Genomic DNA, 26,930 nt, shown 5'->3' on the forward strand with positions numbered 1-26,930 from the left:
CAGGTTGCCGTCAGGCGCCGTGCCCGCCCGCCAGAACGCCGGATTTCAAGATCATCTGTGCGGCCGCCGCCACCACGAACACCAGCACCACCACGCGGAACGCGGCGGGCGGCAAGCGGTCCCGCAGCGGCCGCACCAGCAGCATGCCGGCAATGACCGGGATGCTCGCGCACGCCGAGATCACGAGGTCGCTCCAGCTGGCATGCGCGCCGCCGCTGAAGGTGGCGACCAGCGTCACGATCGACACCACCAGAATGATCGCGATGCGTTTGGTGAACGCTTTGCCGGTGGCGCCCGTGGCGATCAGGTACATGGCCAGCAACGGTCCCGGCACCGACGCGATACTTTCCATCAAGGCCGCGCCGAACCCCAGCACCAGACCGGCGGGTCCGGCCCAGCGAGGTGTCAGCGTGAGGCGCGGGGCGGCCAGCAGCAGCAAGGCCGCGAGCATCAGAAAAGCACCGGCGGCGGCCTGCGCGCGATGCGGCACAAGGGCGATCAGCACGCTCACGCCGACGATATTGCCCACCACCGTGCCGATCAGCGGCAGGGCGATGCGGCGCACGGTCGGCAGCAACTCGCCACCTTCCAGCGCCTGCGGAATATTGCCGAGAATGATCGGCATCGACAGCAGCAGCACGGCGTCCTTGATCGGCAGGAAGTGACTCAGGATCGGCATTGCGACGAGCGGCACGCCGATGCTGACGACGCCTTTGACCATGCCGCCGACCAGCAGCGCGACGACGATGCCGACGAGCGCCACGGTGTCGAGCGCCTGCAGATCCGCGCCGAGCGCGCCGTTGGCGAAAGTGAAGTGAAGCATGGGCGAAAGTCCGCGCGGCTAGGTTTGTTTTTAGTTGTCTGGCCGACCGGTGGCCGCCTGAGTGAGGCCGAATGATACCGCGCCGGAAAGACACGTCGTGGGCAACGGCCGGGCGGGTTTCCGCGGAATCAGGCGCTGTCCGAAGCGGTGCTTTCGTCGTTGAGACCGCGCGCCTGGCGGGCGGCGAACGTAGCGGGTGCGGTGGGTGCAGCGTGCGAAGACGCGGCAGGGGCTGCTCCAGCAGACTCCCCGCGCGTTTTCAGCCGCAGGATCGGCGCTTCGATCAACCGCCAGGACAGCAGCGCCAGCGCCAGCGAAATCCCGAACGAAGCCACGATACCGACCGCGTGCGCCCAGACTGGAACCGTGCCGCCGAACCAGGCCTGCGCATGCCGGTTGCGCGTCAGATCGGGAATCAGGTTGTGATACAGATAAAACCCGTAGCTGATACGCCCGAGTCCCGCGAGCCAGCGGGTCTCGAGCACGCCAATGACCACGGCATTGCGGCAGCAGGCGATCGACCCCACCAGCGCCGCGATACACGCGCCATACGCGGCGTTCACGACGGTATACGCGAACGGGTTAGCGAGTTCGCTCCAGTCCGGCTCCGTCATGCAGAACGCGACCAGACACACGCACAACGCGAACAACGTCGCGCCGCTGCCGAGCGCGGCGCGTAGACGGCTGGCGGGTTGCGCGATCAGCAATCCGCAGAGACCGCCTGACCCGAGCAGCCAGAAATTGGTCAACGAATGCGTGTAGACGGTGATGTCCTGCCAATGCGCCGCGCGCATCGCCAGCAGCGCAGCGAGCCCGACGGCCACGATCGCCACACACACCGCGCGATGCCGCGTCGTTGCGAGCAGCAGCAGGAGCGGCGCGAACACCAGATAAAACTGCTCTTCGATCGCGAGACTCCACAAATGCGAGTACCGCCCGGGCCAGAAATGGATGACCGAGCCGATCCAGATATTCGACAGATACGCGAAGTGATACGGCATGCCGCCGGCTAGTTCCGGACTGCCGATGCCGAACGCCATCAGTCCCGCCATCACGATCAGCATCAGGTAATAGATCGGGAATATGCGCAGCGTCCGGCGCCACAGGAAGCGCTTCAACCCGGCGCCGAAACGACTCTTGCCGGCCTCGATACGCGCGCGTTGCGCCGACAGAATGCCGATGATCAGAAAGCCGCTCAGCGCGAAAAAAATCCATACGCCCAGATGGCCGATTTCTCCGACGTCGCCGAACAGGCGATGCTGAAGAAACACCATCAGGACCGCAATCGCGCGCAAGCCGTCGAAGCCTGCGATTCGTGGAGAGGCTGCTTGTGAAGCGGCCATCCTTGGGTGGGTCGAGTGCATGCAAATCATCGTACGATGAAAAAAAGCGAAAAAAATCGTCCTGCGCAGGATGTGAATTTTTTCCGTGATCATTACCGATCGGCTCGGACGAAGGAGCGCGCGAAGCTGCAAAACTTGCCGCAGATTTGCGCTGTTCCATCGACTCGACGTGCAAGCCCTCGCCGCTATCCGCCACCCGATTACCACTGGCCGACAGTCTCTTTTCAGATCGCCGCTGCTCTCGATGTAATTAGAGGCGGCCTGTCAGCGCAATCGATGCGCACGCAACGAGAGGGCGGGAACGATTTATTCTCGTGAGGCTCCTACGAGGTTCCTACGATGGCCCGACGATGGCCGGGCCGCCTCTCTTCGTGCGTCGGAAAACGCGCCCTCCCAGCGAGAATCTGAATGGAAACACGCCGCGGACGTTCGATTGAAGTGGATTTTTTTCGCGGTGTCGTGCTGATCGTCATCGTGCTGGATCACATCCCGGGCAGCACGCTGTCCCATCTGATGCTGCATGCTTACGCGATGTGCGACTCGGCGGAAGTGTTCGTGTTTCTCGGCGGCTATGCATCGGCGGCCGCGTACACCGCGGTGCTGGCGGGCCGCGGAGAGAACGCCGCGAAAATGCGTTTTTTCAAACGATGCTGGGAGATTTACCGCGCTTACCTGCTGACCGCCGTGCTGACGCTGGTATCCGGCGCGATCCTCGCGGTCCTGCATCTGAACCGGCCGATGGTCGAGTTGACCGGCTGGACGCCGTTCGCGCTGCAGCCGCTGCGCTCGGCGCTGAATATCGCGGTGCTGCGCCAGCAACCGTATCTGTCGAGCGTGTTGCCCATGTACGTGATCTTCGCGTTGAGCGTTCCGTTCATCGTGCCGCTCGCGCGTCGTTCGTCGCTGCTCGCGCTCGGGTTGAGCGTGCTGATGTGGGCATTGTCCCGCCCGCTCGCCACGCTATTCAGTATTGACGATATGTCCGACTGGGCTTTTAATCCGTTTGCCTGGCAATTAATGTTCGTCTTTGGCATTCTCTGCCGGGTGCAGCCTGTCAGCGAACGCTTTCACACGACCCGCACCGCGCGCTGGCTCACGCGCGTGGCGGTGGTCGCGGTGCTCGCCTTCGCTATCGTTAAACTTTTCGTGCTGACCCAACCGTTGCCTGGCGTCCTCAAACAGAACCTGTCTCTCGACCGCGTGATCAACTTCATCGTCATCGCCTGGGTGGCCGCGCAATTCGTGCGCATGGGCAGTATCGCGTGGCTCGCGCAACGGCTGCCGGCCGTCGTGACCGTGGGCCGCACGGGGCTGGTGTGCTTCGTTGCCGGCACGCTCGTGTCGCTGGTGGTCGATACGGCCACGCCGCATATGTTCAACGGTTTTCGCGGCCTGCTGGTCGGACTGGGTGGCGACCTCGTCGCCATCGGCGCACTGTTGATGATCGCGCGCGGCTGGAACCTGTGGAAAGAGCAGCAGGCGCGTGCCGCCGCGAATAGCGCGGAGTGTGGATGACGGCGCTCAAGCGGTCACATGCGCGGTCACAAGCGCGGTCACAAGCGCGGTCACATCAGCGGGCAGATGAGCGTTCACTACGATCGACGCGTTCGTTTCTCGAAGCGCATGCGGCCCGCTGGCTGATCGCGGCAACGATAGGCGCCGGCGGCGCGCTAGCCGCTCTGTGCGCGCCGCCCGCATTCGCCGCGCACGGCAGCAATGCGAAGCCGGATGCGAGAGCCGACGCGAAACCCGAAGTCAAACCCATGGCCAGACCGGAAGCGCATCTCGCGATGCGCTGCGCCGAATTCGCCGGCGCCGTGTTACCGCCCGAGTTGATCGCGCTACCCACGGCGGGCGTGTTGATCGAAAGCGCGGCGATGATCGGCGCGACCGCGCCCGGTAATCAGCAGGGCGGCGAATATTGCCGCATCACCGGCCGCATCAAGGCGCTCAAGGCGAGCACGCCCGACATCCGCTTCGACCTGAATCTGCCGCGCCGCTGGAACGGCCGCGCGCTGCAGATAGGCGGTGGCGGCTATAACGGGTCGGTCGTGAGCGGCACCGGCGTGATGCCGTTCTCGCCGGACCGCGCGCCGCTCGCGCAAGGCTATGCGACCTTCGGCGACGACTCCGGTCACGTCGGCGATTCGTCGCTCGCGGTGTTCGGTCTGCTCGACGAGGCGGTGACCAACTTCGGCTTCGCCCATCTGAAGAAAACTCACGACACCGCCCTGGCGCTGATTGCCCGCGCGTATGGCCGGCCGCCGCAGCGCATGTATTTCGCCGGCGGCTCGACCGGCGGCCGCGAAGGCTACACGGTCATGCAGCGCTATCCCGACGACTACGACGGCGTGATCGCCAACTCGCCGGCGCTGAATTTTTCCGGCGTGCGTCTGCTCGGCGTCAAGCTCGGCCAGGCCGAGTATGCGACGCCCGGCGGCTATATTCCGCCGTTGCTGCTCGACCACGTGTACCGGCGCACGCTATCCGAATGCGATGGACTCGACGGCGCGGTCGACGGCATTGTCAGCGACGTCGCCGCGTGCCGTACGCATGAAGCGGACATCGTCGAATCGTTGCGTTGCACGGGGCACGAATCGCAGCACGCGGACTGTCTGACCGACACGCAACTCGCGACGCTGATGCTGCTGCGCAACGGCCTGTCCTTGCCGTATCGCCTCGCGTGGGGTGTGAGCGGCTATAGCGGCTACAACATCTTTCAGGGCACGCAGATGACCGGCATGCTCGGGCTCGCGCATCAAGCCGGGCGTTTGCCGGTGCCCACCTTCTTTGCCAACGGTTACCTGTTTGCGCAAGGCGACGGCTACATCCGTTACTTCGTCGAGCGCGACGCCGGCTATGACTCGATGAAGTTCGACGTCGAGCATCCGGGCGCCTATCGCCCGCAACTGGTCGCGCTGTCGCAGACCATCGGCTCGATGAATCCCGATCTTGCCCGCTACATCGCCCACGGTGGAAAACTCATCACGTTGCAGGGTCTCGCCGACGAAGTCATCAGCCCGAATCAGACCATCGCGTACTACGAGTCGCTGATCGACCGCTTCGGTAGCGACCAGGTCAATGCTTTCATGCGTTTGTACATGGTGCCGGGTTTCCAGCATGGCGGCGGCGTGTTCATTCCGTCGGTCGACCTGCTGGGCGCGCTCGATAACTGGGTCACGCGCAACGTGCCGCCCGAAACCTTGACGGCCACCGATATCGCGGCGGCTACCAATGGACGGTCGCGGCCGCTGTGCCGCTATCCGCTGTTCCCGCGTTATATCGGCAAGGGCAATGTGAATCTGGTCAGCAGCTTCGTGTGTGCGGAGCCTTGACCGGCAGCAAGACAGATCCAGCGAGCCAACCAGCAAATAGAAGGGCCGTGGCGCTGCAAAGCGCCACGGCCCTTCGTTCATCGAGCAATCCTGTATCGCTTATTGCCCGTTGTTTTGCATCGTGCCCGTTTTGGCGCCATTCATGTTCGTGCCGCTACGCGTGCCGTTGCTCATCGCGCCGCTGTTCGTCGGGCTATTGGGCGTGGCGCCCGTGCCCGTTCCCATGCCGCCACCGGTGCCGGTCACGCCCGGCGAGCCATAGCCCGACGTGCTACCGGAAGTGCCCGGCGTTCTCATCGAACCGGCGCCCACGCCGGGCGCTGCCACGCCACCCGCACCGCCCGTCGTGCCGCCGCCCGCACCGATGCCGGATCCGCCGCCTGCTGCACCGCCACCCGCGCCGCCGCCGCCGCCCGCACCGCCGCCTGCTTGCGCATAGGCGCCGCCGGAAAGAGCCATCACGAGTGCCGAAGCAAAGATCGTCTTGGTAAGGTGTTTCATGTTCGCCTCCATAAGGTGGTTCGATATCACGCAAGCGTTCGTCGCCCGCATGATGGATCTGCCGCAAGCGGTGTGCCTCGTACCGTTCGCGCGGACCTGTGAACGTCTTGTCAAGGTCCGTCGCAGCGTAAATTCTTCCGAGCATGACGCGTTCCCGACACTCGGCTTTGGTCGGCGGGTTCGCTATGGAAGCCGAACTATCTTGCACTGCAGCGTAACGAGCCGGACCGATCGCGCCGTCCCGACCTGCGGCGACGCCGTGCTGCAAGTTTTGCCGCTTTCCATTACATTGCGGGTGCGGTCGCACCTTCGCACCGCTTCCATCACTCAAATATCGGTGTCTGCCATCGTCGAATCCATGCAGCCAATCGTCTCGGTCACGAATCTGTCGAAAACCTATGCGACCGGTTTTCACGCGCTCAAGAACATCAATCTTGCTATCAACCGGGGAGAAATCTTCGCACTGCTCGGCCCGAACGGCGCGGGCAAGACCACGCTCATCAGCATCATTTGCGGCATCGTCAACGGTAGCGCCGGCAGCGTGATGGTGGACGGCCGCGATATCGCGACCGACTATCGCGCCGCCCGCTCGCTGATCGGCCTCGTCCCGCAGGAACTGACCACCGACTCGTTCGAAACGGTCTGGGCGACGGTGTCGTTCAGCCGCGGTCTGTTCGGCAAACCGAAGAATCCCGCTTACGTCGAGAAGGTGTTGCGCGACCTGTCCTTATGGGAGAAACGCAACAACAAGATCATTACACTGTCGGGCGGCATGAAGCGACGCGTGCTGATCGCCAAGGCGCTCGCGCACGAACCGCGCGTGCTGTTTCTCGACGAACCCACCGCGGGCGTCGACGTCGAATTGCGTCGCGACATGTGGAAGCTGGTGCGCGAACTCGCCGCGAGCGGCGTGACGATCATTCTCACCACGCACTACATCGACGAAGCCGAGGAGATGGCCGACCGCATCGGCGTGATCAACGCGGGCGAGATCATGCTGGTCGAAGAAAAGACCGAGTTGATGCGCAAGCTCGGCAAGAAACAGTTGACGCTGCAACTCGACAATCCGCTCGCCGAGATTCCGGCGGCGCTGGCCGGTTACGGACTCGCGGTCGCGAAGGGCGGCAACGAGCTGATCTACACGTACGAAGGCGAAGGTGGCCGCACCGACATCATCGCGCTGCTCAAGGCGCTCGACGATGCGGGTATCCGTTTCAAGGACCTGCACACCACGCAAAGTTCTCTCGAGGACATCTTCGTCAGCCTGCTCCGGGGTCATTCATGAACATCCATGCAATTCGCGCGATCTACAAGTTCGAGATGGCGCGCACCTGGCGCACGCTGATGCAAAGCATCATCGCGCCGGTCATTTCCACGTCGCTGTACTTCGTCGTGTTCGGCGCGGCCATCGGTTCGCGTATCAAGGAAGTGGACGGGATCAGCTACGGTGCGTTCATCGTGCCGGGGCTGATCATGTTGTCGCTGCTGTCGCAAAGTATTTCGAACGCGTCGTTCGGCATTTACTTTCCTCGCTTTACCGGCACGATCTACGAACTGCTTTCCGCGCCGGTGTCGTATCTGGAGATCGTGGTGAGCTACGTCGGCGCGGCGGCCACCAAGTCGATCCTGCTCGGCCTGATCATTCTGGCGACTGCCGGCCTGTTCGTCCCCTTGCAGGTTCAGCATCCTTTCTGGATGATCCTGTTCCTGCTGCTCACGGCGGTCACGTTCAGCCTGCTCGGATTCATCATCGGGATCTGGGCGGACAGCTTCGAGAAGCTGCAACTCGTGCCGCTACTCATCATCACGCCGTTGACGTTTCTCGGCGGCAGCTTCTATTCGGTGAGCATGCTGTCGCCGTTCTGGAAAGTGGTGACGCTGTTCAATCCGATCGTGTATCTGGTCAGCGGATTTCGCTGGAGCTTTTACGGCCTTGCCGATGTCGACGTGATGGTGAGCCTCGGCATGACGGCGCTGTTCCTGTTCGTCTTTCTGCTGATCGTCGGGTGGATCTTCAAGACGGGCTATCGTCTGAAAAGCTGACCGCTGCACTAGTGCAAATGATTTCACTTTCAACCCGTCACACGGAAATCTCGCGATGACCCGACTTCGAATCACTGCCGGCGGCCACGTGTTTACCGCCGATACTCACCCCGACGCGCCGCAGACCGTTGCGGCGTTCCTCAAGCTGTTGCCGTACCGGCAGAAGATCATTCACGTGCGCTGGAGCGGCGAAGGCTGCTGGGTGCCGCTCGGCGACTTCAAGCTGGAGAACGACGGCGTCGCGGTCGGTTTCGAAAACCATACGAGCCATCCTTCGGTAGGCGACATTTTGTTCTATCCCGGCGGTTATAGCGAAACCGAAATCATTCTTGCGTACGGCTCGTGCTGCTTCGCCAGCAAGATGGGACAGCTTGCGGGCAATCATTTTCTGACCGTCGTCGAAGGCCGTGACAAGCTGCGCGAACTGGGCACGAAGGTGCTGTGGGAAGGCGCACAGGACGTGCTGTTCGAAAAGATCTGAGCGGCAAGGTAGGGCATCGAGGATGACAAGGCGTCGTAACCCTGGTTAATGAAGCAGGGATAAATCGCGCATACTGACGGTCGCGGCCGGCGAGTGATCCCCGGGCCACGATCGTCCAGCCCGAGCGTGCGTACCGCTACGCTATCCGGCTGGGTCGGGCGGACCAACCCTTTCTGCCGCCGTGCGGCCCCAGGTCTCCTCCATGACGGACTCGCGCCTTGCTCCTCTCGCAGCCTTCGCCGCACAGTTGCGTGTGCAACAAGTCGATCTGACCGAGCGCTGGATGAAGTCGGTCTTTCACGCGGCCGAGCTCACTGAGTCCGGACGCTTGACCTACGAGCAACTGGCCGACCACATCCCCAAGATTCTCGACGAGATCTGCAGCGTGCTCGAGCACCAGGATCTCGACCAGGTCGAACCGGACATCGAACGCGATGCCCGTTTGCACGGCGCGCTGCGCTGGCAGCAGGGCTACAGCATCGACGAACTGGTGCGCGAGCTCGATCTGTTCCGGCAGATGCTCACGGGCGCGATTGTCGAGTTCAGTGAACCGCGACCGTCGTTCACGCGCCGTCATGAAGAGCGGGCCCGCTATTTTATCGACGAAGCCGTCAGCTTCGTCACGTTGACGTCGATACGCGAAGTGGTCACCGAGCGCGACCGCACCATCGACGACTACACCGGCCGGCTCGAGCGCGCTAATCAGGAATTGCTGCTCAAGCAGCGTCAGGTGAGCGAACTGCACGAGTCGCGCATGCAGATTACCCGCAGCGTGGTGCACGATCTGCGCAACTTTCTCAATGTGTTCTCGATGGCGCTGCAACTGATCGACCGTTCGCCGGCGAAGACCGAAGCGGCGCTTGCGCTCGCCAACCGCCAGGCGGCGGATATGAAAACGCTGGTCGACGAACTCGTCGAATACGCGGTGGTGCTTGGCGACGACAATCCGCTCGCGCTCGAAGACTTCACGCTCAAAGCGCTTTTCGACGAACTGACCATGGCGTGCCGCGCCGCGATCGAGAGCAAAGGGCTGCGCCTCGTCACCCGTTTCGACGACACCCTGGGCGAGGTGCTCTCCAATCGCCTGAAGCTCAAGCAGATCGCGCTGAACCTGCTGACCAATGCCGCCAAGTACACCCGCGCCGGTCAGGTCGAACTGAGCATGAGCGCCGTGGACGAGGACTTCTGGCGCCTGCGTGTATCGGATACGGGAGTGGGCATCAACGCTTCGGACCGCGAGCGGGTCTTCAAGGAATTCGAGCGCGCCGCCGACGCGGATATTCCCGGCGCGGGTCTGGGCCTCGCGATCGTCAAGGAGTTGTGCCGGGTGCTGGAGGGCGACATCCGTTTCGATTCTCAGGAAGGCGCCGGTACCGTTTTCGAGATCACATTTCCGCTGCGGCTTCAGGCGCCGGGCACGAGATTGCCGATCTGATTGATTTGCCTGCGTGACTGCCGCGTCGAGTCACTCGCATTATTTAAGAATAATCGTGTCTAATTAAGATCGCCTAAGAGAAAAGCGAGAATTGACTTATACGTACCAGCATTGCTTTAAGAAGTTTGGCATTTTTCGTCTTAAATCCCGTCTGCCGGATTGGCTGATTGAAGTTAAAAATTAGCTTTTAAGAGTTGTCCGTATTCGCTATTTGCCTAATACACCCCAGACTATCCCTGTCGTGCGGTTCAACACAGTCAACGCGCCAGTCGGCGCGTGAACCGTTCGAAAAATTATCGACGTAGGCGGTACTTATGTATCTCGGTTGCGGTTAAAGCCAATGGCAAACTGCGGATCGGATCATTGCTGGTCGCGAATGAAGTACGACGGGTTCTTAAATAACTATGCATTTCCGCATGTTATTTAAGAAGTCTTAAGAAGGTGTGGACGATTAAGTCCCGGATAAAAAGATTGGGAGGAATGTTGAACAAGACTTATCAGGTGATGTGGAATAAACCGACGCACGCGAAAATCCGCAGAAGCGTGAAAGACAAACCGGCATCCAACGCGCTGGCTGCCGCCGGCGCCGGTTTGCTCGGTGCGCTGGCGTTCTCGCCAACGGCCAACGCCGCACAATGCGCGGCGTTGGCCGCGGACTGTCGGACTCCCGCGGAAGCGCTCGCGGCACTGAGCGGCACGCCGCAACCGCCGGCCGCCGTCGACGTTTCGACGCCCGCGGAACTGGCCGAGGCAATCAGCCGGGCCAGCGTGTTCGCGGGCAATTCCGTCATGGTCGCCACCGTGGCTTCCGACGTATCGAACGCGAGCCCGCGCAGTCTGCTGGCCGCAGTCGCGACGCCGGTGACCGACTATATCGCCGTGAGCCCGAACGTCGTGCAGGGCACGCGCACCAGCGCATCGCCCGATATGAACGCGATGGCCATCGGCCCGACGGCCGCGGCCACCGGCATCAATGCCCTGTCGGTCGGCGCCGGTTCGATTGCCGGCAGCGACGCGTCGACCGTGGTCGGTTCGTCGGCAACGGTCGGCTCGGTCAACTCGACGGCGGTCGGCGCGTCGGCATCGGTCGGCGTGCTCTCCGACAACTCGGTCGCAATCGGCTATAACTCCCGGGTACAGGCGCTCAACGCCATGGCGATCGGTTCGTTCGCGAGCGCGGCCGGCTCCGGCACGATCGCGATCGGCTACAACGTGTTCGTCAATCCCGCTGCCACCAATGCGATGGCGGTGGGCACCAACTCGTCGGCCAGTGCGACGGGTTCGGTCGCGCTCGGCAGCGGCTCGGTGGCGGACCGCGTCAACGTGGTGTCGGTCGGTACGCTGGCGCAAGGGCGGCAAATCGTGAACGTCGCCGCCGGTACGCGCCCCACGGACGCGGTCAACATCGCGCAATTGAGCGGCGTCACGGCGGCGCTCGGCGGTGGCGCGCTGATCAACGCGGACGGCGCGGTCGCGGCGCCTGCTTACCGCCTTGGCGGTGCGACGTACAGCGATGTCGGCGCGGCGCTGGCGGCGGTATCGGCGGGCAGCACGGCCGACGGCGCCAACGCGCTGCGCTACGACACCGCCGCGCACGACGTGGCGACGCTCGGCAAATTCGGCACGCCGGTCAAGCTCACCAACATCGCGGATGCGTCGCTCAACGCGGCCAGTTCGGACGCGGTCACCGGCGCACAGCTTTACGGCACCAACCAGTCGATTGCGCAGAATACGACCGACATCACCAACATCACGAACAACATCAACAACGGTAAAGCCGGTCTGGTCCAGCAGGACGCGACCTCGCGCGACCTGACGGTCGCGAAGAGCACGGACGGCAAGCATGTCGACTTCACCGGCACCGCCGGCGCGCGCGAACTGCTCGGCGTGGCGCCGGGCACGGCGGCGGGTTCGGCGGTCAATCTAGGGCAACTCAGCCCGGTGGTCGCGGCGCTCGGGGGCGGCGCGTCGGTGAGCGCGGCCGGTGCGGTCAGCGGTCCGACCTATCACGTGCAAGCCGGCACGCAGACCAATGTGGGGAGCGCGCTCAGTTCGCTGGACACGGGGCTGACCACGCTGCAAAACCAGATCATCGTGGGCGGCGTCGGTCTGGTCACGCAGAACCTCGCGACGCGGGACATTCTGGTGGCTTCGAACGTCGGCGGGAACCGCGTCGACATGACCGGCACCAACGGCAAGCGCGTGGTGGCGGGGGTGGCCGCCGGTATGTTGAACGCCAGCAGCAGCGAGGCCGTGAACGGCGCGCAGTTGTACGCGAATACGGCCAGCGCGGCGGCGGCGCTCGGCGGCGGCGCGGCGATCGACACCGACGGCACGCTCAAGCGGCCGCTCTACAACATTGGCGGCAAGACCTACAACGACGTGGGCGCAGCGCTCGCGGCGGCGGTGACCACCAGCGTGCAGGCGGGCGCCGATTCGGTTCAGTACGATTCCTCCGCGCACGACACCGTGACGCTGGGGGCGACAGGTGCGGCTGCCGGCGCACCGGTCAGGCTCACGCACGTGGCCGGCGCCAGTCTCGCCGCCGATAGCACGGACGCGGTCAACGGCGCGCAACTCTACACGACCAACCAGGCCGTCGCGCAGAACACCGGCAGCATCACGAACCTCGACCAGCGTGTGACCGAGAACAGCAGCAGCATCACGAACCTCGATCAGCGCGTGACCGACAACACGTCGACGCTCACGAATCTGGATGCGCGCACCACGACCATCGAAGGGGACGTGACGCACATCACCAACCAGATCACCAACGGTGAAATCGGCCTCGTGCAGCAGGACCAGACGACGCGTGCGCTCACGGTCGCCAGGGACGCGGACGGCGCGCGCGTCGACTTCACGGGTACTGCCGGCGCACGCGAACTGACCGGCCTCGCGGCGGGTACCGCCGATGCGTCGGCGGTGAATGTCGGGCAGTTCAGGCCGATGGTCGCGGCACTCGGCGGCGGCGCGCAGATCAACGCGGACGGTTCGCTGACCGGGCCCAGCTATCACGTGCAGGGCGGCACGCAGACCACAATCGGCGATGCGCTCGGCTCGCTCGATACCGGCTTGAGCACCCTGCAGCAGAACATGGAAACCGGCGGTGTCGGCATCGTCACGCAAGACAGGACGTCACGCATCATCAACGTGGGCGCGACGACGGATGGCGGCGTCATCGACATGGCGGGTACCGGCGGAAATCGCGTGGTCAGCGGTGTGGCGCGCGGCGCGGTCGGCGCGAGCAGCAGCGACGCGGTGAACGGCGCGCAGTTGTACGGGCAGGCCGCCAGTACCGCGGTGGCGCTCGGCGGCGGCGCGACCGTCGCGGCGGACGGCTCGGTGACGGCGCCTTCGTATAACGTGGGCGGCACGGTCGTGAACAACGTCGGCAGTGCGCTGACCAACCTGGACGGCCGCATCACGCAGAACAGCAGCGATATCGCGGGTCTGCAGACGACGGTGAACAACATCGGCGGGTCGGTGGCGAACGCGGTGCAGTACGACGGTTCCGCGCACGACCGGATCACGCTCGGCGGCACGGCGGGCAATGGCGGCAACGCGGGCAATGGGGCCGCGGTGCAACTCACCAACCTGAAGGCGGGCGACCTGTCGGCGAGCAGCACCGACGCGGTGAACGGCTCGCAACTCTGGTCGACCAATCAGCAGGTGGGCCAGCTTTCCGCCAGCATTCAGTCGGTGCAGAACCTGCAGGCGAACGGGACGCCCTATGTCTCGGTGAACAGTTCGGGCGCCGCGTCGCGGGCCATCGGCAACGGATCGGTCGCCATCGGCGGTGGCGCAACGGCGTCCGCACCGAACTCGGTGGCGATCGGCGAGGGCTCGGTGGCGAGCGAGACCAATACGGTATCGGTGGGCTCGGCGGGTAACGAGCGGCGCATCACCAATATCGCGGCGGGGCAGGCGCCGACCGATGCGGTCAACATGCAGCAGTTCCAGGGCAGCATGAGCGATATGGCGCGCAACGCTTATTCCGGAACCGCTTCCGCAATCGCGCTCACGATGATCCCCGAAGTCGACGCCACCAAAAATCTGGCGATCGGTGTCGGCACGGCGGGCTACAAAGGCTATCAGGCGGTGGCGGTGGGACTGTCGGCGCGTGTCACGCAGAACCTGAAGGTGAAGGTGGGCGCGGGCATGAGTTCGGCCACGACGACGGTCGGCGCGGGCGCGGCTTATCAGTGGTAGCGGTGGTAGCGGTGGTGAAGGCGGTCGGCAGTCATAGACCGCCATGAAAAACGGGCCGGCGGTGGCTTCAACGCCACCGCCGGCCCGTGCCGACCTTGGAGCCTTACCGAACCAACCAGCTAGCTCAGAAGGGATTCAGTCGACCGTACGCCCAGTCTTCATCCTCGCCGCTACCAGCACGGAAATCAGGCAGCCGACCGCCAGATATCCGGCCACCGGATGCCACGAGCCGCCGGCAAAACTCACCAGCGCCACCGCGATGAACGGCGTGAAGCCGCCGCCGACCACGCTCGCCACCTGGTAGCCGACGCCCGCACCGCTATAGCGATACTCGGTGCCGAACAGTTCGGTGAACATCGGTTGCTGCACGCTGACCACCATGTCGTGCGCGATATTGGCCAGCATCACGGCGAACACCACGATCCAGACCGTCGAGCGCGCATCGAGCGCGAGGAAAAACGGCACCGCGCTGAACATCCCCACCAGCGCGCCGATGATGTAGATACGGCGGCGGCCGAAGCGATCAGCCAGCAGCGCGAAGCACGGAATGGTCACGCAACTCACCGCGCCGACCAGCAGGCCGATGCTCAGGAAGAACTCGCGCGGCATGTGCAGATTCGCGGTCGAGTAGTTCAGCGCGAACGCGGTCACGATATACATCGTGAACAGTTCGGCGAGGCGCAGCGCGATGATCAGCAGAAACGCCTTCGGATGCCGCAGCAGCGCTTCGACGATCGGCAGGCGCGGGCGGGCTTCGCCCAGCGCCTCGCGTTTGGCCACCTTCTCGACGAACTCCTGCGACTCTTCCATGCTGGAACGAATCCACAGTGCGATCAGCACCAGAACCACGCTGAACAGGAACGGCAGACGCCAGCCCCAGCTCAGGAACGACGCGTTGTCCATCGAGCGGCTGATGATTGCGACGAGCCCGGTCGACAACACGAGGCCCACGCCATAACCGACCTGCACGCCGCTGCTGTAAAAAGCCTTCTTCTTTTCCGGCGCGCTCTCCACCGCCATCAACGCGGCGCCGCCCCACTCGCCGCCGACCGCGAAGCCCTGAATGGCGCGCAGCGTGACCAGCAGCACCGGCGCCCACCAGCCGATGGTCGCGAACGCGGGCAGCAAACCGATCGCGGCGGTCGACAGACCCATCATCATCACCGTGAGGACCAGCATGCGCTTGCGCCCGAGCCGGTCGCCATAGTGGCCGAACACGAAGCCGCCCAGCGGCCGGAACAGGAAGCCGACGCCGAACGTGGCGAACGCGGCGAGCGTGCCCATGGCCGGGCTGACCTTCGGGAAAAACTCGCCGTTGAAGACCAGCGCGGCGACGATGCCGTACAGCAGGAAGTCGTACCAGTCGACCACGGCGCCGATAAAGCTGCCGAGCGCGGCTTTGCGGGCCTGGCTGCGCGAGCGGTTTTGTGTGGAGGTGCGTTTGTCGGCCATCGGGGCCGTGGGGATGATGGTGGTCATGACGTTGTCTCCTGACTGGCTCCCCGGACGGCGCGGGTCGTCGACCCACCGGCGCACGACCGATTCGCGGAGTTGCTGGCTGAATGCCCCGAAGGTTAGAGACTCCAGGCCAATCCTACAATCAGCAGCAGCACGATTCTGCGCGATTGTCGCGCGCCGATGCGCGGATAGCGCGCGTTTTGCGCGTATACACTGAGTTTTGGGTAGGCAGACGGGCCGCGCGGCGGGCAAAACGAAGTTCGCGAAAATTCTTTGCATCCGGTTTTGCGAACTTCACGTATACCCCAATAAGCCAGCTGCCCTCAAAACAGTTGGCGTGTGTTTTAGTGGCCGCGGCCTTAGCCGCGGCCACTTTTTTTTGCTTACCGCTCAGCTTTCCGCGTCGGGTGCAGGGTTGACGTAGGGGTCGAAGTAGCTGGCCGCGCTCATCCCCGGAATGTACTGGTCGGAGATGTAGGCGCGGCAGCGTTGCATGAACACCTGCGCCAGCCGCGGACGTTTCGCGGGCGCATAGGTGGCGAGTCCGAGCAGCATCGGACGGTGTTTGCCGGCCAGACGCAGACGCTTGAAGCGCTTGCCGTCCAGCGACTGATCCGACTTCGGCCGCACGTTGAAGAGCGCATAGCCGATACCGTTCGTCACGAGCGAGCGGATCACGTCTTCCGAGCGCGAGCGCGCGACGATATTCGGCTCGACACCGGCTTCGGCGAACAACGAAAGAAAATAATCGCGGCTCAACGGCAGGTCGAGGAGCGCCATCGGCTGCGCCGCGAGTTCGCCCAGGGTGACCGCGTTCTGCTGCGCGAGCGGATGCAGTTCGCTCACTAATACGTGCGGCGGAAGCTGGCACAACACTTCGAATTGCACGTCTTCGCTGAGTTGCAGATCGTAGGTAATCGCGACGTCGATCTCGGCGTTCTGCAGCCGGGTCATCAACTCCGGCTGATCGCCCTCGACCAGTTGCAGATCGATCCTGTTGAACGCACGCTTGAAACCGAAGATGACTTCCGGCGCGATCATCGGTGTCAACGACTGGAAACAGCCGACCCGCAGCAAACCCTGAATCGCATCGCTGGAATCCGACGCGATGTCGTACAGCCTGGATGCGCGTTCGAGCAGGTGTTCGCATTCCTGCATGACCTGCGTGCCGACGGGCGTCAGCGTCATGCCTTTGGAGGGGTGGCGAATGAACAGCTGAACGCCGAGCTCCGTTTCCATGTGCGCGACGGCGGCGGAGATGGACGGCGCGGAAATATGAATCTGGCTGGATGCAATGGCGATGCTGCCGTATCGGGCAGCCGCCATGAAGTACTCCATTTGACGCAGGGAAATCCGATTCAGCATGAGTGAGATGACAGGGAGCGGAACAAAGAATCGCCGGAGCGCAGTCCGGCAGCGGCGCTCATCTTCGCACAAAGCGTCGGCGCAAGGCGCCGCTCACAGATTGCCGGGCACGCCGAAACTCGGCGCGGCGCGCGGGTCGCGCGCCCGCGTCACGTAGTCCTGCACCTGAGGCTCGAAGCGTTTCCACGCGGCATGGAGCGCTTCGACCGGGCCGTTGTCGATCCAGTCCAGACGAAGATCGACCACCGGCCATTCCAGCGTATCGCACACCAGCAGACCCGCGGAGTGCACCGGGCCTTCTTCGCCGCCGGCGGCCTGACCTGCCAGCAACGCCTGCATCAGGCGTTCGGCGAGCGCTCCGCCCGTCTGTTCGAAGGCCGCCAGCATCGCAGCCGGCACGTCGCGCGAGGCCAGCATGTTGCCGGCGCACGCGGCATGTTCGCCGCTGACGCTGGCAAGCGTGCCCAGCGCGCTCGCGCCGGTGAAAACCGTGGGCGGCCGCTTTGCATCGATCGCCATCAACTGCCGGTATTCGATGAACGGCTTTTGCCGCAGCGCCTCGAGCGCTTCGGTCGCGCTGTCGCCCGCGGCCATGCGCTCGAGTGCCTGTGTGCCGAGCGCCGGGTCGGTGATGTTCTGGCTGGCCGCCGCGCCGACGCCTGCGCGCACGCGGATGCAGCGGGCCGCCACGGCCGGCGACGACGACGCCACCGCGGCGCCGAACTGGCCCGTCGCGGGGCAGCGGGCAATGATCGAAAAAGTCATGAGTCAGCCTGGACCGTTGAAGATCAATCGGGAAATCAATCGGGAATCAATCGGGGAGTCGATCTGGGAATCAAGCGGGGATTCAATCGGGAATCACCGCGGTCGCGTCGATCTCGACCAGCCATTCGGGACGCGCCAACGCGGACACCACGATACCCGTCGAGACCGGGAACACGCCTTTCAGCCAGCGGCCGACCACCAGATAGACCGCCTCGCGATAGCGCGGGTCGATCAGATAGATGGTGATCTTGCAGATATCTTCCAGCTCGCCGCCTGCTTCCTTCAGCAGCATCGCGATGTTGCTCATGGCCTGCTCGGCCTGGCCCGCCGCATCGCCGATGCAGACGCTCTCGGAGGTATCGAGATTCTGCCCGATCTGGCCACGCAGAAACACCGTGCTGCCACGTGCGACCACCGCCTGGCACAGGTCGTTGTCGAGCTTCTGTTCGGGATAGGTTTGTTTGGTGTTGAACGCGCGAATACGGGTGTGTTTCATGGCTGGGAGAGTCCAAAGCGATCGGTGAGTGAGAGCTGCGCCAATAGTCGGGCAAAAGCGAGCCGCTGCCTATTTGGCTTTTCCGGGGCCGTGTGTCGGATTTCCTGAAAGCGCCGTGCGCGCCCAGGCGCAAAAAATAAAAAACCGCGGCGTCAGGAATTGCGAGTCATGCCTGTGGAAAAGGCAACTTGGTGATCGTCGCGATCTCTTTCACTATTCATCCGTGCTTCAACAGTCCGAATCCAACTATGGGGTAGCGAATGATCAAAAAAATCCTCACCGCCAGCATCGTGCTCGGCGCCGTGGCCGCAAGTTCGGCGCATGCCGAGGACGCGCTGGTCGTCAGCACGTGGGGCGGTAATTTCCGCGACATGATCGACCAGACCGTCGGCCAGGAATTCACGCGCGAAACCGGCGTGCCGGTGAAATACGTGACGGGCGGCACCATCGACCGGCTGAACAAGGCCAAGCTCGCCACCACGCCGGAAAGCGACATCACGGTGACGACCTCGCAGGTCGGCTGGCTCTACGTGAACAGCAACCTGTTCGAAAAGCTCGACACCGCTAAATTGCCAAACTATTCGCATCTGGTCGATCAGGCGAAGATCAGCCCATACCACATCGGCACGTGGGCGTATGTGTACACCATCGGTTATCGCACGGACATCGTTCCGCCCAGCATGAAGTTCGATAGCTGGAACGACCTGTGGAACCCGGCGCTCAAGGGCAAGATCGCGTCGCCCGACTGGGACCCGAGCCACATCATGACCGTGGCGGCCATTCTGTCGGGCGGCGACGCGCGCACGTGGCAGAAGGGCGAGGCCAAGCTGAAGGCACTCAAGCCGAACTTCAAGGCGTTCTATACCGACGACGCGAACGGCGAGCAACTCATCCAGACGGGCGAGACGCCGGTCCAGGTGCTGCTGTCGATGAACGCGTACTACCTGATCGGTCAGGGCGTGCCGATCAAGGTGGTAATTCCGAAAGAAGGCGCCGTGCTGGGCGTGGATAGCATGGGCATCATGAAGGGATCGAAGAAGGCCGATCTCGCTTATAAGTTCATGAACATCGCGCTCTCGCCGGCCGTGCAGGCGAAGATCGTGGCGATGGAGAAAGCCAGCCCGGTGGTCGACAACGCCGCCGTGGCGCCGGCCGACGCGGCACTGCCGGGCGTGTTCACGACGCGCGCGCAGTGGAACAAGCAGACCATCGTCGTCGATTCGAAACTGCGTGCGGAACTCACGCCGGAATGGCGCAAGTGGTTCACCGAAAACATCATGAACTGATACCGATGTGAATCGCGGCGCCCTGGTCGTCAAAGACCGGGGCGCCGTGCATGCAGTCGAAGCAATAACAGCAAAGCAACAAAATCGAACGACGGTCGAACCATGAATATGTACAGCAGGCTGAAGGGATGGATGATCGCGCCCGCGGTCATCGTGGCACTGGGCACCTGCGCGGCGTTGCTGACGGTATTTCAGTTCAGCCTGCGTGCCTACGTGCCGGGTTCGCTCGACGTAGGCGGCTTTACGCTCGCGAATTTCTCCGGCCTCACCAAATCGCTTTATCTCAATGCGCTGTGGAATACGCTGCGTCTGAGCGTGGAGACGATGGTGTTCTCCGTGCTGCTCGCGTATCCGCTCGCCTATGCGCTGGTTCGCGTGCGCAATCGCGCGCTCAAATCCGTGATTCTCATCACGTCGCTCACGCCGCTGTTTCTCGGCGAGATCGTGCGCACGTATTCGTGGACGATCGTGCTCGGCAGCAATGGCTTCGTCAACACGGTGCTGCGCAAACTCGGTCTGATCGACTGGCCGATCGACCTGATGTTCACGCACTTCGGCGTCGTGCTGGCGCTGGTGCACGTGACCATTCCGGTGACGGTGCTGATGCTCGGCGCCGCGATCTCGCACATCGATCGCGATTACGAACGGGCCGCGCAAAGCCTCGGCGCCAATCCGGTGCGAATCTTCGTGACGGTGACCGTGCCGCTGTCGATGCCCGGCATTCTCGCGAGTTCGACCACGGCGTTTGCGTGGACCTTCAGCGCGTTCGCCACGCCGCAGATGATCGGCGGCGGACGGGTTCCCACTCTGTCGACGCTGGTGTACCAGCTCGGCCTCTCCTCGCTGAATTTTCCGCTGGCGGCCAGTTTGAGCATCATCGGCCTCGCGCTGACCGGCTTGTCGTTGCTGGTCTTCGGTCAGATGACCGCGCGCCTGAAGCGGATTGGAGGACATTGAAATGAAAATCAAACCAAGCTTGCCCTGGCCGTTGCGCATCGCGGGCCCCGCGTCGGTCTGCGCAATCATTGCGTTTCTGCTGCTGCCGGTGCTGGTCGTCACGCTGGCCTCGTTCAACGACAAAGCGCTGCTCTCGTTTCCACCGGAACACTGGTCGCTGCGCTGGTTCGAACGCGTGCTGACCTACTCGGATTTCCAGGCCGGATTCCGCTCGAGTCTGATCGTGACCGCCTGGTCGTCCGTCATTGCGCTGCTGATCGGCACGGGCGTCGCGATCACGGCCAAACGGCTCGCGTTCAAAGGACGCGACACGCTGCAAGGCATCCTGATGTTGCCGATGGTCGTGCCGCAATTCACGATCGGTCTGGGCCTGCTGATTCTGGTTGCCGAGTCGCGGATGGAACGGGGATATGGTGTGCTGGTGCTGTGCCACGTCATTCTCGTGCTGCCGTTCGTGCTGCGCAGTGTCTACGTGTCGATGGAAAACCTCGACGAACGGCTCGAACACGCCGCGGCCAGCCTCGGTGCGCCGCCGCGCAAGGTGCTCATGACGGTCGTCGTGCCGCTGCTCGCGCCGGGTCTGTTCGGCGGCTGGCTGTTCGCGGCGATCCTGTCGTTCAACGAATTCACCGCGTCACTGTTCATCACGACGGAAGCCACGCAGACCCTGCCGGTGACCATGTACAACTATGTGCGCGAATTCGCCGATCCGACGCTGGCGGCGCTCTCCGTGGTGTACATCGTGGTCACGGCGAGTTTGCTGGCCTTTGCCAACTACTTTTTGAGTCTCGGCAAGATCCTCAACATCGAGGAAAGCCGCTGAACGATCCGCGCGGCGTGGTGATAAACATGGTGTATTCGAACGTTGCGGATTACCGCGAAGCAGCCCGGCGCGTGCTGCCGAAGTTTGCTTTCTCCTATCTGGAAGGCGGCGCCGAAAACGAAATCACGTTGCGTCGTAATCGCGCCGCGTTCGAGTCGCTGGCTTTCGAGCCGCGCGTACTGTGCGACGTCAGCAACCTCGATACGCGCGCAAACCTCGCCGGCAAGACGTTTGCATGGCCGGCGGTCGTGGGACCGACCGGCCTGAACGGCGTATTCCGCTGGCGCGCGGATGAATGGCTCGCCCGCGCGGCCGGCGCGGCAGGATTGCCGTTCGTGTTGTCGACGGCGTCGACCAGCTTGCTGGAAGACGTGCGCGACGCGAGCGACGGCGACCTGTGGTTGCAACTCTATGTTCAACAGGACCGGCGCATCGCGCAGAACCTGATGGCGCGCGCCCAGGCCGCCGGTTTTTCCACCTTGCTGCTGACGGTCGATACGCCCGTGCTCGGCCAGCGCGACGATTACGCGCGCACTGGTTTCAGAATGCCGCTGCGCTGGACACCGCGGCTCGTGTGGGACATCGTCAGTCATCCGCGCTGGGCGGCGAACGTGGGTCCGCATGGTCAGCCGCGACTCGTCAATCTGTCACGCAGTGCATGGCTCGGCGCGGGACTCGAAGACCGCATGGGCACGAACACGCATCGCATGGATCAGACGCTGAACTGGCGCGATATCGCATGGCTGCGCGAGCACTGGCACGGCAAGCTGTGGATCAAAGGCGTGCAGAGCGTGGCCGATGCGCGCCAGGCGTTCGCGCATGAGGTGGACGGGGTGGTTCTGTCGAATCACGGCGGGCGTCAACTCGATGGCGCACGGAGTCCGCTGGACCTGCTCGCGCAGACGGTGAGCGAAGCGCCGCGTTCGGTGGACATACTCGTGGATGGCGGCGTTCTGCGCGGTAGCGATATCGCCAAGGCCGTTGCGCTCGGTGCTCGTGGCGTGCTGTTGGGCCGCGCGCCGCTGTATGGACTCGCGGCCGCGGGCGAGGCCGGCGTGCGCGATGTGCTGGCCATGCTGCATGCCGAATTGCAGACCTGCATGCGTTTGCTCGGCTGCACCGACCTGGCTTCGTTGACGCCGGCGCTACTGGCGTCGCATGCAACGGCGGCCGATGTGGCCGCCACTGCAAAATAACCGCTCCACAACCACTCAATAGCGGCTCAATAACCGCGCCGCAAATCCACCCGATCGTTCACCGGTTCGCCGTTCGTGACGCGCAGCAGATTGTCCGCGATCTGTTTCGCAGCCGAACCCGGAATGGCCACCGACGAGAGATGCGGCGTAATCAGCACGTTCGGCATCTTCCACAGCGGGTCGGCTGGCGGCAGCGGCTCGCGTTCGAACACATCGAGCGTGGCTGCGCCGATATGCCCGCTCTGCAACAACGCGGTCAGCGCTTGCTGATCGACGATCGCTCCACGCGCTACGTTGATCACCGCCGCATCGCGCGGCAAACGCATCAACCGCTCACGGGTGAGCAGACCTCGAGTGTCGCGAGTGAGCGGCAGCATGATCACCAGAATATCGGCCTGGCTTAGCACCGTATCGAGCGAGTCCATGCCGGCATGGCAACGCACGCCGTCGAGTTGTCGCGGATTGCGCGACCAGCCGAGCACGTCGAAGCCCTGCCGCTGCAGTTCAAGCGCGGCGCGCGAACCGAGTTCGCCGAGACCGAGCACGGCCACGCGGATATCTTCGGGATTGCGCGGATGACGGTAGGCCCATTCGCCGCGCCGCTGCGCCGCTTCGAAGAACGGAATGTCGCGCGCGTGCCGCAACGTCGAGAACAGCACGTAACCCGCCATCATGCGGGCCATATGCGGGTCGCTGATGCGCGTCACCGGTACGTGTTCCGGCAGATCGTCGCGCCCGGTGAGCGTGTCGGCGCCGGCGCCCAGAATGACAATCAGCTTCAGATTCTTCATCTTGGCGAAGAACCCGGCCGGCGGTTTCCACACCAGCGCGAAGTGGATGTCCTCGGGATCTTCCACCTCGTGCGAGTTCAGCACGCGCAGATCCGGCAGATGCGTTTGCAACGCCGCTTTCCAGATATCGAACTTGTCGAATTCGCTATAAAAAACGAGCGCGCCCGACGGGCGCGAAGCATGAGGAGCAGTCATCGTGGGAGGATTCAATTGCGGATCAGCCGGGCCATGGCTTCGATGGCCAGTTCGTAACCGTCGCCGCCGAGACCCGCGATGATACCGTCCGCCGCCTTCGAGATATACGAGTGATGGCGAAAGCTCTCGCGGCGCCAGATGTTGCTCATATGCACTTCGATGATCTTGCCGGGAAACGCCAGCAGCGCGTCGAGAATCGGCACCGACGAATACGTGAGCCCGGCCGCATTGATGATGAGGCCGCTCGCCGTGCCGCGCGCTTCCTGAATCCAGTCGACCAGTTGGCCTTCCCAGTTCGACTGCACGAAATTCAGCGTGATGCCGAGCGCCGCCGCCTTGGTTTCGCAGCGGGTTTTCAGCGTGGGATAACTATCGCTGCCGTAGACCTGGTTGGCGTCGAGTCCATAAAGGTTGGCGTTGGGGCCGTTCAGGAACCAGACGGTCCGGGCGGCAGCGGCGATCGGGGTAGAGGTGTCGGTCATGAATAAAAGGGTTCAGGGCTCGAAAGGAAGGGTCGTCTGCAGCGCGGGCAATGCCTGCACCTGGGCATGCCAGCGCGCGGCGGCGGGATGCGTGTCGCGCCAGTTCAGTTCCGGAAAACGGAAGTCCAGATAACCGAGCGCGCAACCTAGCGTCACCTCGCCGATGCCGAGCCGCGCGGTGTTTAGCGTCGCGGCCTGCTGTTCCAGCGTCGCGAGGCACGCGTCGACCTTGACCAGTTGCGCGGTGCGCCAGTTTTCCGACTGTTTTTCAACGGGCCGGGCGGTGTATTCGTAACGTGCGAGCAACGCGGCGTCGAGCAGGCCGTCGCCCAGCGCCTGCTGCGCGAGTGCCTGCCAGCGCAGCGGTCCGGCAGCGGGGAAGAGTCCGTATTCCGGCTTCAAACTGTCGAGGTATTCGCAGATCACGCGGCTGTCGTACAGCGCCTGGCCGTCGGCGAGAATCAGCGTCGGCACTTTGGCCAGCGGATTATGGTCGGCAATGCGCGCATCGCGAACGATCGGGTTGGCCGCGCTCGGCAGGAGTTCGACGCGTTCGGTCAGTTCCAGCAGATGACAACTGACCATCACCTTGCGCACATACGGCGAAGTGGGCGCGTACAGCAGACGCATTGGAGCGATCCGGGCGCTCATGGGACGAGCACCAGCTTGCCGAACACCTCGCCTGCCTCGAGCAGCCGATGCGCCCGTGCCGCGTCGGCGAGCGGCAGACTCTGATGCACGCGCGGCCTGATTCGTCGATCGGCCACCAGCGGCAGGACATGCCGTTCGATCAGCCGCGCCATGCGGGTTTTCTCGTCATCGGTTTGCGGCCGCAAGGTCGAGGAATGCAGGCTCAACTGTTTCTGCATCAGCGTGAGTAACTCGATATTCACCTGCGAGCCCTGCAGGAACGACAGACTCAGATGACGCCCGCCGAACGCGAGCGCCTCGAAATTGCGCTTCACGTAGTCGCCGCCGACCATGTCCAGCACCACGTCGACACCGCGTCCGCCGGTTGCTTCGCGGCACACGGCGACGAAGTCCGTCTGCTTGTAGCAGAGCGCCTCGACCGCGCCCATCGCCTTCAGGTCGGCGAGACGCTCCGTGCGTCCCGCGGTTGCGATCACCCGTGCGCCCGCGGCGTGCGCCATGCGGATGGCGAGCGTGCCGATACCGCCTGCCGCGCCGTGGATCAGCACGGTCTCGCCCATTTTCAGCGCACCCAGTTCGAACAGGTTGTGCCAGACGGTGAAGAGGCCTTCCGGCAACGCACCCGCATCGGCGAAGTCGAGTCCCGCCGGCATCGGCAGGCAGTGATTGGCGGGCGCGATGCACCACGGCGCGTAACCGCCGCCGGGCAGCAGCGCCATCACGCGCGAGCCGGCTTGCAGTCGCTGCACGCCGGGGCCGATGGCGGCGACTTCGCCGGCCGCTTCCAGCCCGAGCACATCGGTGACGCCAGGCGCGGGCCGCGCGCGGCCCTCACGCTGCATCACGTCGGGGCGGTTGACCCCGGCGGCGTGCACGCGCACCAGCACTTCACCCGGACCGGGTGTGGGCACCGGCCGCTCGGCCAGAACGAGAACCTCGGGGCCGCCCGGTTCGCGCGCGACGATCGCCTGCATGGAAGTGGGAATGGTCATCGTGTCATGCGCCTCGGGCCGTGGCTTCGGGGAAAATGGTCAGATTGCCGGGCGGCAGCGCCAGCGCGGTCACGGTGCCGATCGGGAAACGCTCGATCGCATCCAGTCCCGGCGAGCGCACCATGATCCGTTGCGAACCGTCGGCGGCGGCATTGACATCGACATACGTGTCGACGTGGTCACCTTGGAACACGTGATTGACGACCGTGCCGGTCAGCACCGCGCCGTCACTCAGTGGTTCAAAGCGCAGATGTTCCGGGCGCACGTAGACATCCATCCGGCCGCCCTCGTGCTGTCCGCCGACGAGCCGGTCGCGCTCCACGCTCACGAGCCCCGAACCCATCCGCAGATGAACCTGGGTGGCGTCCGCACCGTGGAAATGCGCCGGCAGAATGTTCACGTCGCCGAGGAACGACGCGACGAACGGGTCGGTCGGACGCCGGTAAATCTCGTCGGGCGCGGCGATTTGACAGATACGGCCGCGCGACATCACCGCAATGCGGTCCGACATGCTGAGCGCTTCGCCCTGATCGTGCGTGACGAACACCGTGGTCACGCCGAGCTTGCGCTGAATCTCGCGAATCTCGACCTGCATCGAGCCGCGCAGTCCTTTGTCGAGTGCGGAAAACGGCTCGTCCAGCAACAGCACCTTTGGCTCGATCACCAATGCGCGCGCCAGTGCCACCCGCTGCTGCTGGCCACCCGACAGCTCGCGCGGTTTGCGATGGCCGAGGCCGGTCAGCTTGACCAGTTGCATGGCCGTCTCGACCCGCTGTTTGATCTCCGCCGCCGGCACGCCGCGCATGCGCAGGCCGTAGCCGATGTTGCGCGCCACGTCCATGTGCGGGAACAGCGCGTAGTTCTGGAACACGATGCCGATCTGCCGTTGATGCGGCGGCAGGTCTGTCACGAGTTGCCGGTCGATGAAGATCTCACCCGAATCGGCCTGCGTGAAGCCCGCGATCAGATTGAGCAGCGTGGTCTTGCCGCAGCCGGACGGGCCCAGCAAGGTCAGGAATTCGCCGGGGCGGATTTTCAGCGTGAGGTCGTGCAGGATGGTCTGCTCGCGGTACTTCGCGACGACGTTTTCCATACTGACGGCAAATTCTTCAGCCGACGCGGGGGCGCTCGTCGGGAGGGTTTGGTGGGTTTGGCTCTGAGCCGATGAATCAACGGATTTCATGGGTGTCGCTTTTCGCAAAGAGGCTCGTCTCTGTGACCGGATAGTCGTTCTCGCATTGAAGGATACGAGAAAAGAATCGCGCCGATCTTTGCGAATCTTGAGGCCCGGCGTCGGAAAAAC

The 26,930-nt window shown here is 63.7% G+C and carries 23 protein-coding genes; 11 read left to right on the top strand and 12 right to left on the bottom strand.

Annotated elements, in window-relative coordinates:
• Positions 1-10: 10 nt before the first annotated feature.
• Together FQ746_RS29260 and FQ746_RS29265 are read right to left on the bottom strand one after the other, a co-directional pair.
• Positions 11-823: a TSUP family transporter gene (locus tag FQ746_RS29260; RefSeq protein WP_144113276.1), complete on the bottom strand. Its 813-nt coding sequence runs from the start codon at positions 821-823 to the stop codon at positions 11-13.
• A gap of 128 nt (positions 824-951) precedes the next feature.
• A complete protein-coding gene (locus FQ746_RS29265; RefSeq protein ID WP_144113277.1) occupies positions 952-2,166 on the bottom strand; it encodes an acyltransferase family protein in 1,215 nt (404 codons plus the stop codon).
• A 408-nt stretch (positions 2,167-2,574) separates the two neighbouring features.
• Here FQ746_RS29265 and FQ746_RS29270 point away from each other — a divergent pair, with 408 nt between their 5' ends.
• Positions 2,575-3,681: an OpgC domain-containing protein gene (locus tag FQ746_RS29270; protein WP_144113278.1), complete on the top strand. Its 1,107-nt coding sequence runs from the start codon at positions 2,575-2,577 to the stop codon at positions 3,679-3,681.
• A gap of 248 nt (positions 3,682-3,929) precedes the next feature.
• Positions 3,930-5,501, top strand: a complete 1,572-nt coding sequence (locus FQ746_RS29275) for a tannase/feruloyl esterase family alpha/beta hydrolase (RefSeq protein ID WP_144113279.1) — start codon at positions 3,930-3,932, stop codon at positions 5,499-5,501.
• A gap of 99 nt (positions 5,502-5,600) precedes the next feature.
• On the opposite strand, the gene FQ746_RS34940 is transcribed toward FQ746_RS29275, so the two are convergent.
• Positions 5,601-6,002: a hypothetical protein gene (locus FQ746_RS34940; RefSeq protein WP_186310870.1), complete on the bottom strand. Its 402-nt coding sequence runs from the start codon at positions 6,000-6,002 to the stop codon at positions 5,601-5,603.
• Positions 6,003-6,360: 358 nt separating this feature from the next.
• Here FQ746_RS34940 and FQ746_RS29290 point away from each other — a divergent pair, with 358 nt between their 5' ends.
• The 5 genes from FQ746_RS29290 (at position 6,361) to FQ746_RS29310 (ending at position 14,170) form a co-directional block, all read left to right on the top strand.
• On the top strand, positions 6,361-7,287 hold the full coding sequence (locus FQ746_RS29290; protein ID WP_144113281.1) for an ABC transporter ATP-binding protein: 927 nt from the start codon (positions 6,361-6,363) through the stop codon (positions 7,285-7,287).
• A complete protein-coding gene (locus tag FQ746_RS29295; protein ID WP_144113282.1) occupies positions 7,284-8,045 on the top strand; it encodes an ABC transporter permease in 762 nt (253 codons plus the stop codon). Before FQ746_RS29290 ends, FQ746_RS29295 begins: the two co-directional genes overlap by 4 nt.
• A 55-nt stretch (positions 8,046-8,100) precedes the next feature.
• Complete coding sequence (locus tag FQ746_RS29300) at positions 8,101-8,526, top strand: DUF3830 family protein (RefSeq protein WP_144113283.1); 426 nt, start codon at positions 8,101-8,103, stop codon at positions 8,524-8,526.
• Between the two features lie 202 nt (positions 8,527-8,728).
• On the top strand, positions 8,729-9,961 hold the full coding sequence (locus FQ746_RS29305) for a sensor histidine kinase (RefSeq protein ID WP_144113284.1): 1,233 nt from the start codon (positions 8,729-8,731) through the stop codon (positions 9,959-9,961).
• A gap of 480 nt (positions 9,962-10,441) precedes the next feature.
• Positions 10,442-14,170: a YadA-like family protein gene (locus tag FQ746_RS29310; protein ID WP_144113285.1), complete on the top strand. Its 3,729-nt coding sequence runs from the start codon at positions 10,442-10,444 to the stop codon at positions 14,168-14,170.
• A gap of 135 nt (positions 14,171-14,305) precedes the next feature.
• On the opposite strand, the gene shiA is transcribed toward FQ746_RS29310, so the two are convergent.
• The 4 genes from shiA to FQ746_RS29330 form a co-directional block, all read right to left on the bottom strand.
• Entirely contained in the window at positions 14,306-15,622 is a 1,317-nt protein-coding gene (gene shiA, locus FQ746_RS29315) for a shikimate transporter (protein WP_409932449.1), read from the bottom strand.
• 396 nt (positions 15,623-16,018) lie between these two features.
• Positions 16,019-16,993, bottom strand: coding sequence for a LysR substrate-binding domain-containing protein (locus FQ746_RS29320; protein WP_144113287.1), 975 nt, complete (start codon positions 16,991-16,993; stop codon positions 16,019-16,021).
• Between the two features lie 93 nt (positions 16,994-17,086).
• Positions 17,087-17,758, bottom strand: a complete 672-nt coding sequence (locus FQ746_RS29325; protein WP_144113288.1) for a DUF1028 domain-containing protein — start codon at positions 17,756-17,758, stop codon at positions 17,087-17,089.
• An 82-nt stretch (positions 17,759-17,840) separates the two neighbouring features.
• Entirely contained in the window at positions 17,841-18,254 is a 414-nt protein-coding gene (locus FQ746_RS29330) for a RidA family protein (protein ID WP_144113289.1), read from the bottom strand.
• Between the two features lie 260 nt (positions 18,255-18,514).
• On the opposite strand from FQ746_RS29330, the gene FQ746_RS29335 reads away from it, so the two are divergent.
• From FQ746_RS29335 to FQ746_RS29350, 4 genes are all read left to right on the top strand, one after another.
• On the top strand, positions 18,515-19,540 hold the full coding sequence (locus FQ746_RS29335; RefSeq protein WP_144113290.1) for a PotD/PotF family extracellular solute-binding protein: 1,026 nt from the start codon (positions 18,515-18,517) through the stop codon (positions 19,538-19,540).
• Between the two features lie 102 nt (positions 19,541-19,642).
• Positions 19,643-20,497, top strand: coding sequence for an ABC transporter permease (locus FQ746_RS29340; RefSeq protein ID WP_144113291.1), 855 nt, complete (start codon positions 19,643-19,645; stop codon positions 20,495-20,497).
• 1 nt (position 20,498) lies between these two features.
• A complete protein-coding gene (locus FQ746_RS29345) occupies positions 20,499-21,320 on the top strand; it encodes an ABC transporter permease (protein WP_144113292.1) in 822 nt (273 codons plus the stop codon).
• A gap of 26 nt (positions 21,321-21,346) precedes the next feature.
• On the top strand, positions 21,347-22,516 hold the full coding sequence (locus FQ746_RS29350) for an alpha-hydroxy acid oxidase (RefSeq protein WP_144113293.1): 1,170 nt from the start codon (positions 21,347-21,349) through the stop codon (positions 22,514-22,516).
• Between the two features lie 26 nt (positions 22,517-22,542).
• Here the strand turns inward: FQ746_RS29350 and FQ746_RS29355 are convergent, their stop codons facing one another.
• From FQ746_RS29355 to FQ746_RS29375, 5 genes are read right to left on the bottom strand one after another with little or no spacing between them, the layout of a single operon-like run.
• On the bottom strand, positions 22,543-23,502 hold the full coding sequence (locus FQ746_RS29355; RefSeq protein ID WP_144113294.1) for a 2-hydroxyacid dehydrogenase: 960 nt from the start codon (positions 23,500-23,502) through the stop codon (positions 22,543-22,545).
• 11 nt (positions 23,503-23,513) lie between these two features.
• Positions 23,514-23,984, bottom strand: coding sequence for a type II 3-dehydroquinate dehydratase (locus FQ746_RS29360; RefSeq protein ID WP_144113295.1), 471 nt, complete (start codon positions 23,982-23,984; stop codon positions 23,514-23,516).
• A gap of 12 nt (positions 23,985-23,996) precedes the next feature.
• Positions 23,997-24,614 (bottom strand): glutathione S-transferase N-terminal domain-containing protein, encoded by a 618-nt coding sequence (locus tag FQ746_RS29365; protein ID WP_144113492.1) that lies wholly within the window; start codon positions 24,612-24,614, stop codon positions 23,997-23,999.
• A gap of 17 nt (positions 24,615-24,631) precedes the next feature.
• Entirely contained in the window at positions 24,632-25,627 is a 996-nt protein-coding gene (locus tag FQ746_RS29370; RefSeq protein WP_260854204.1) for an NAD(P)H-quinone oxidoreductase, read from the bottom strand.
• A gap of 4 nt (positions 25,628-25,631) precedes the next feature.
• A complete protein-coding gene (locus tag FQ746_RS29375; RefSeq protein WP_260854205.1) occupies positions 25,632-26,720 on the bottom strand; it encodes an ABC transporter ATP-binding protein in 1,089 nt (362 codons plus the stop codon).
• Positions 26,721-26,930 lie beyond the last annotated feature (210 nt).

Source organism: Paraburkholderia sp. BCC1886, assembly GCF_900996245.1.
Classification (GTDB): Bacteria; Pseudomonadota; Gammaproteobacteria; order Burkholderiales; family Burkholderiaceae; genus Paraburkholderia.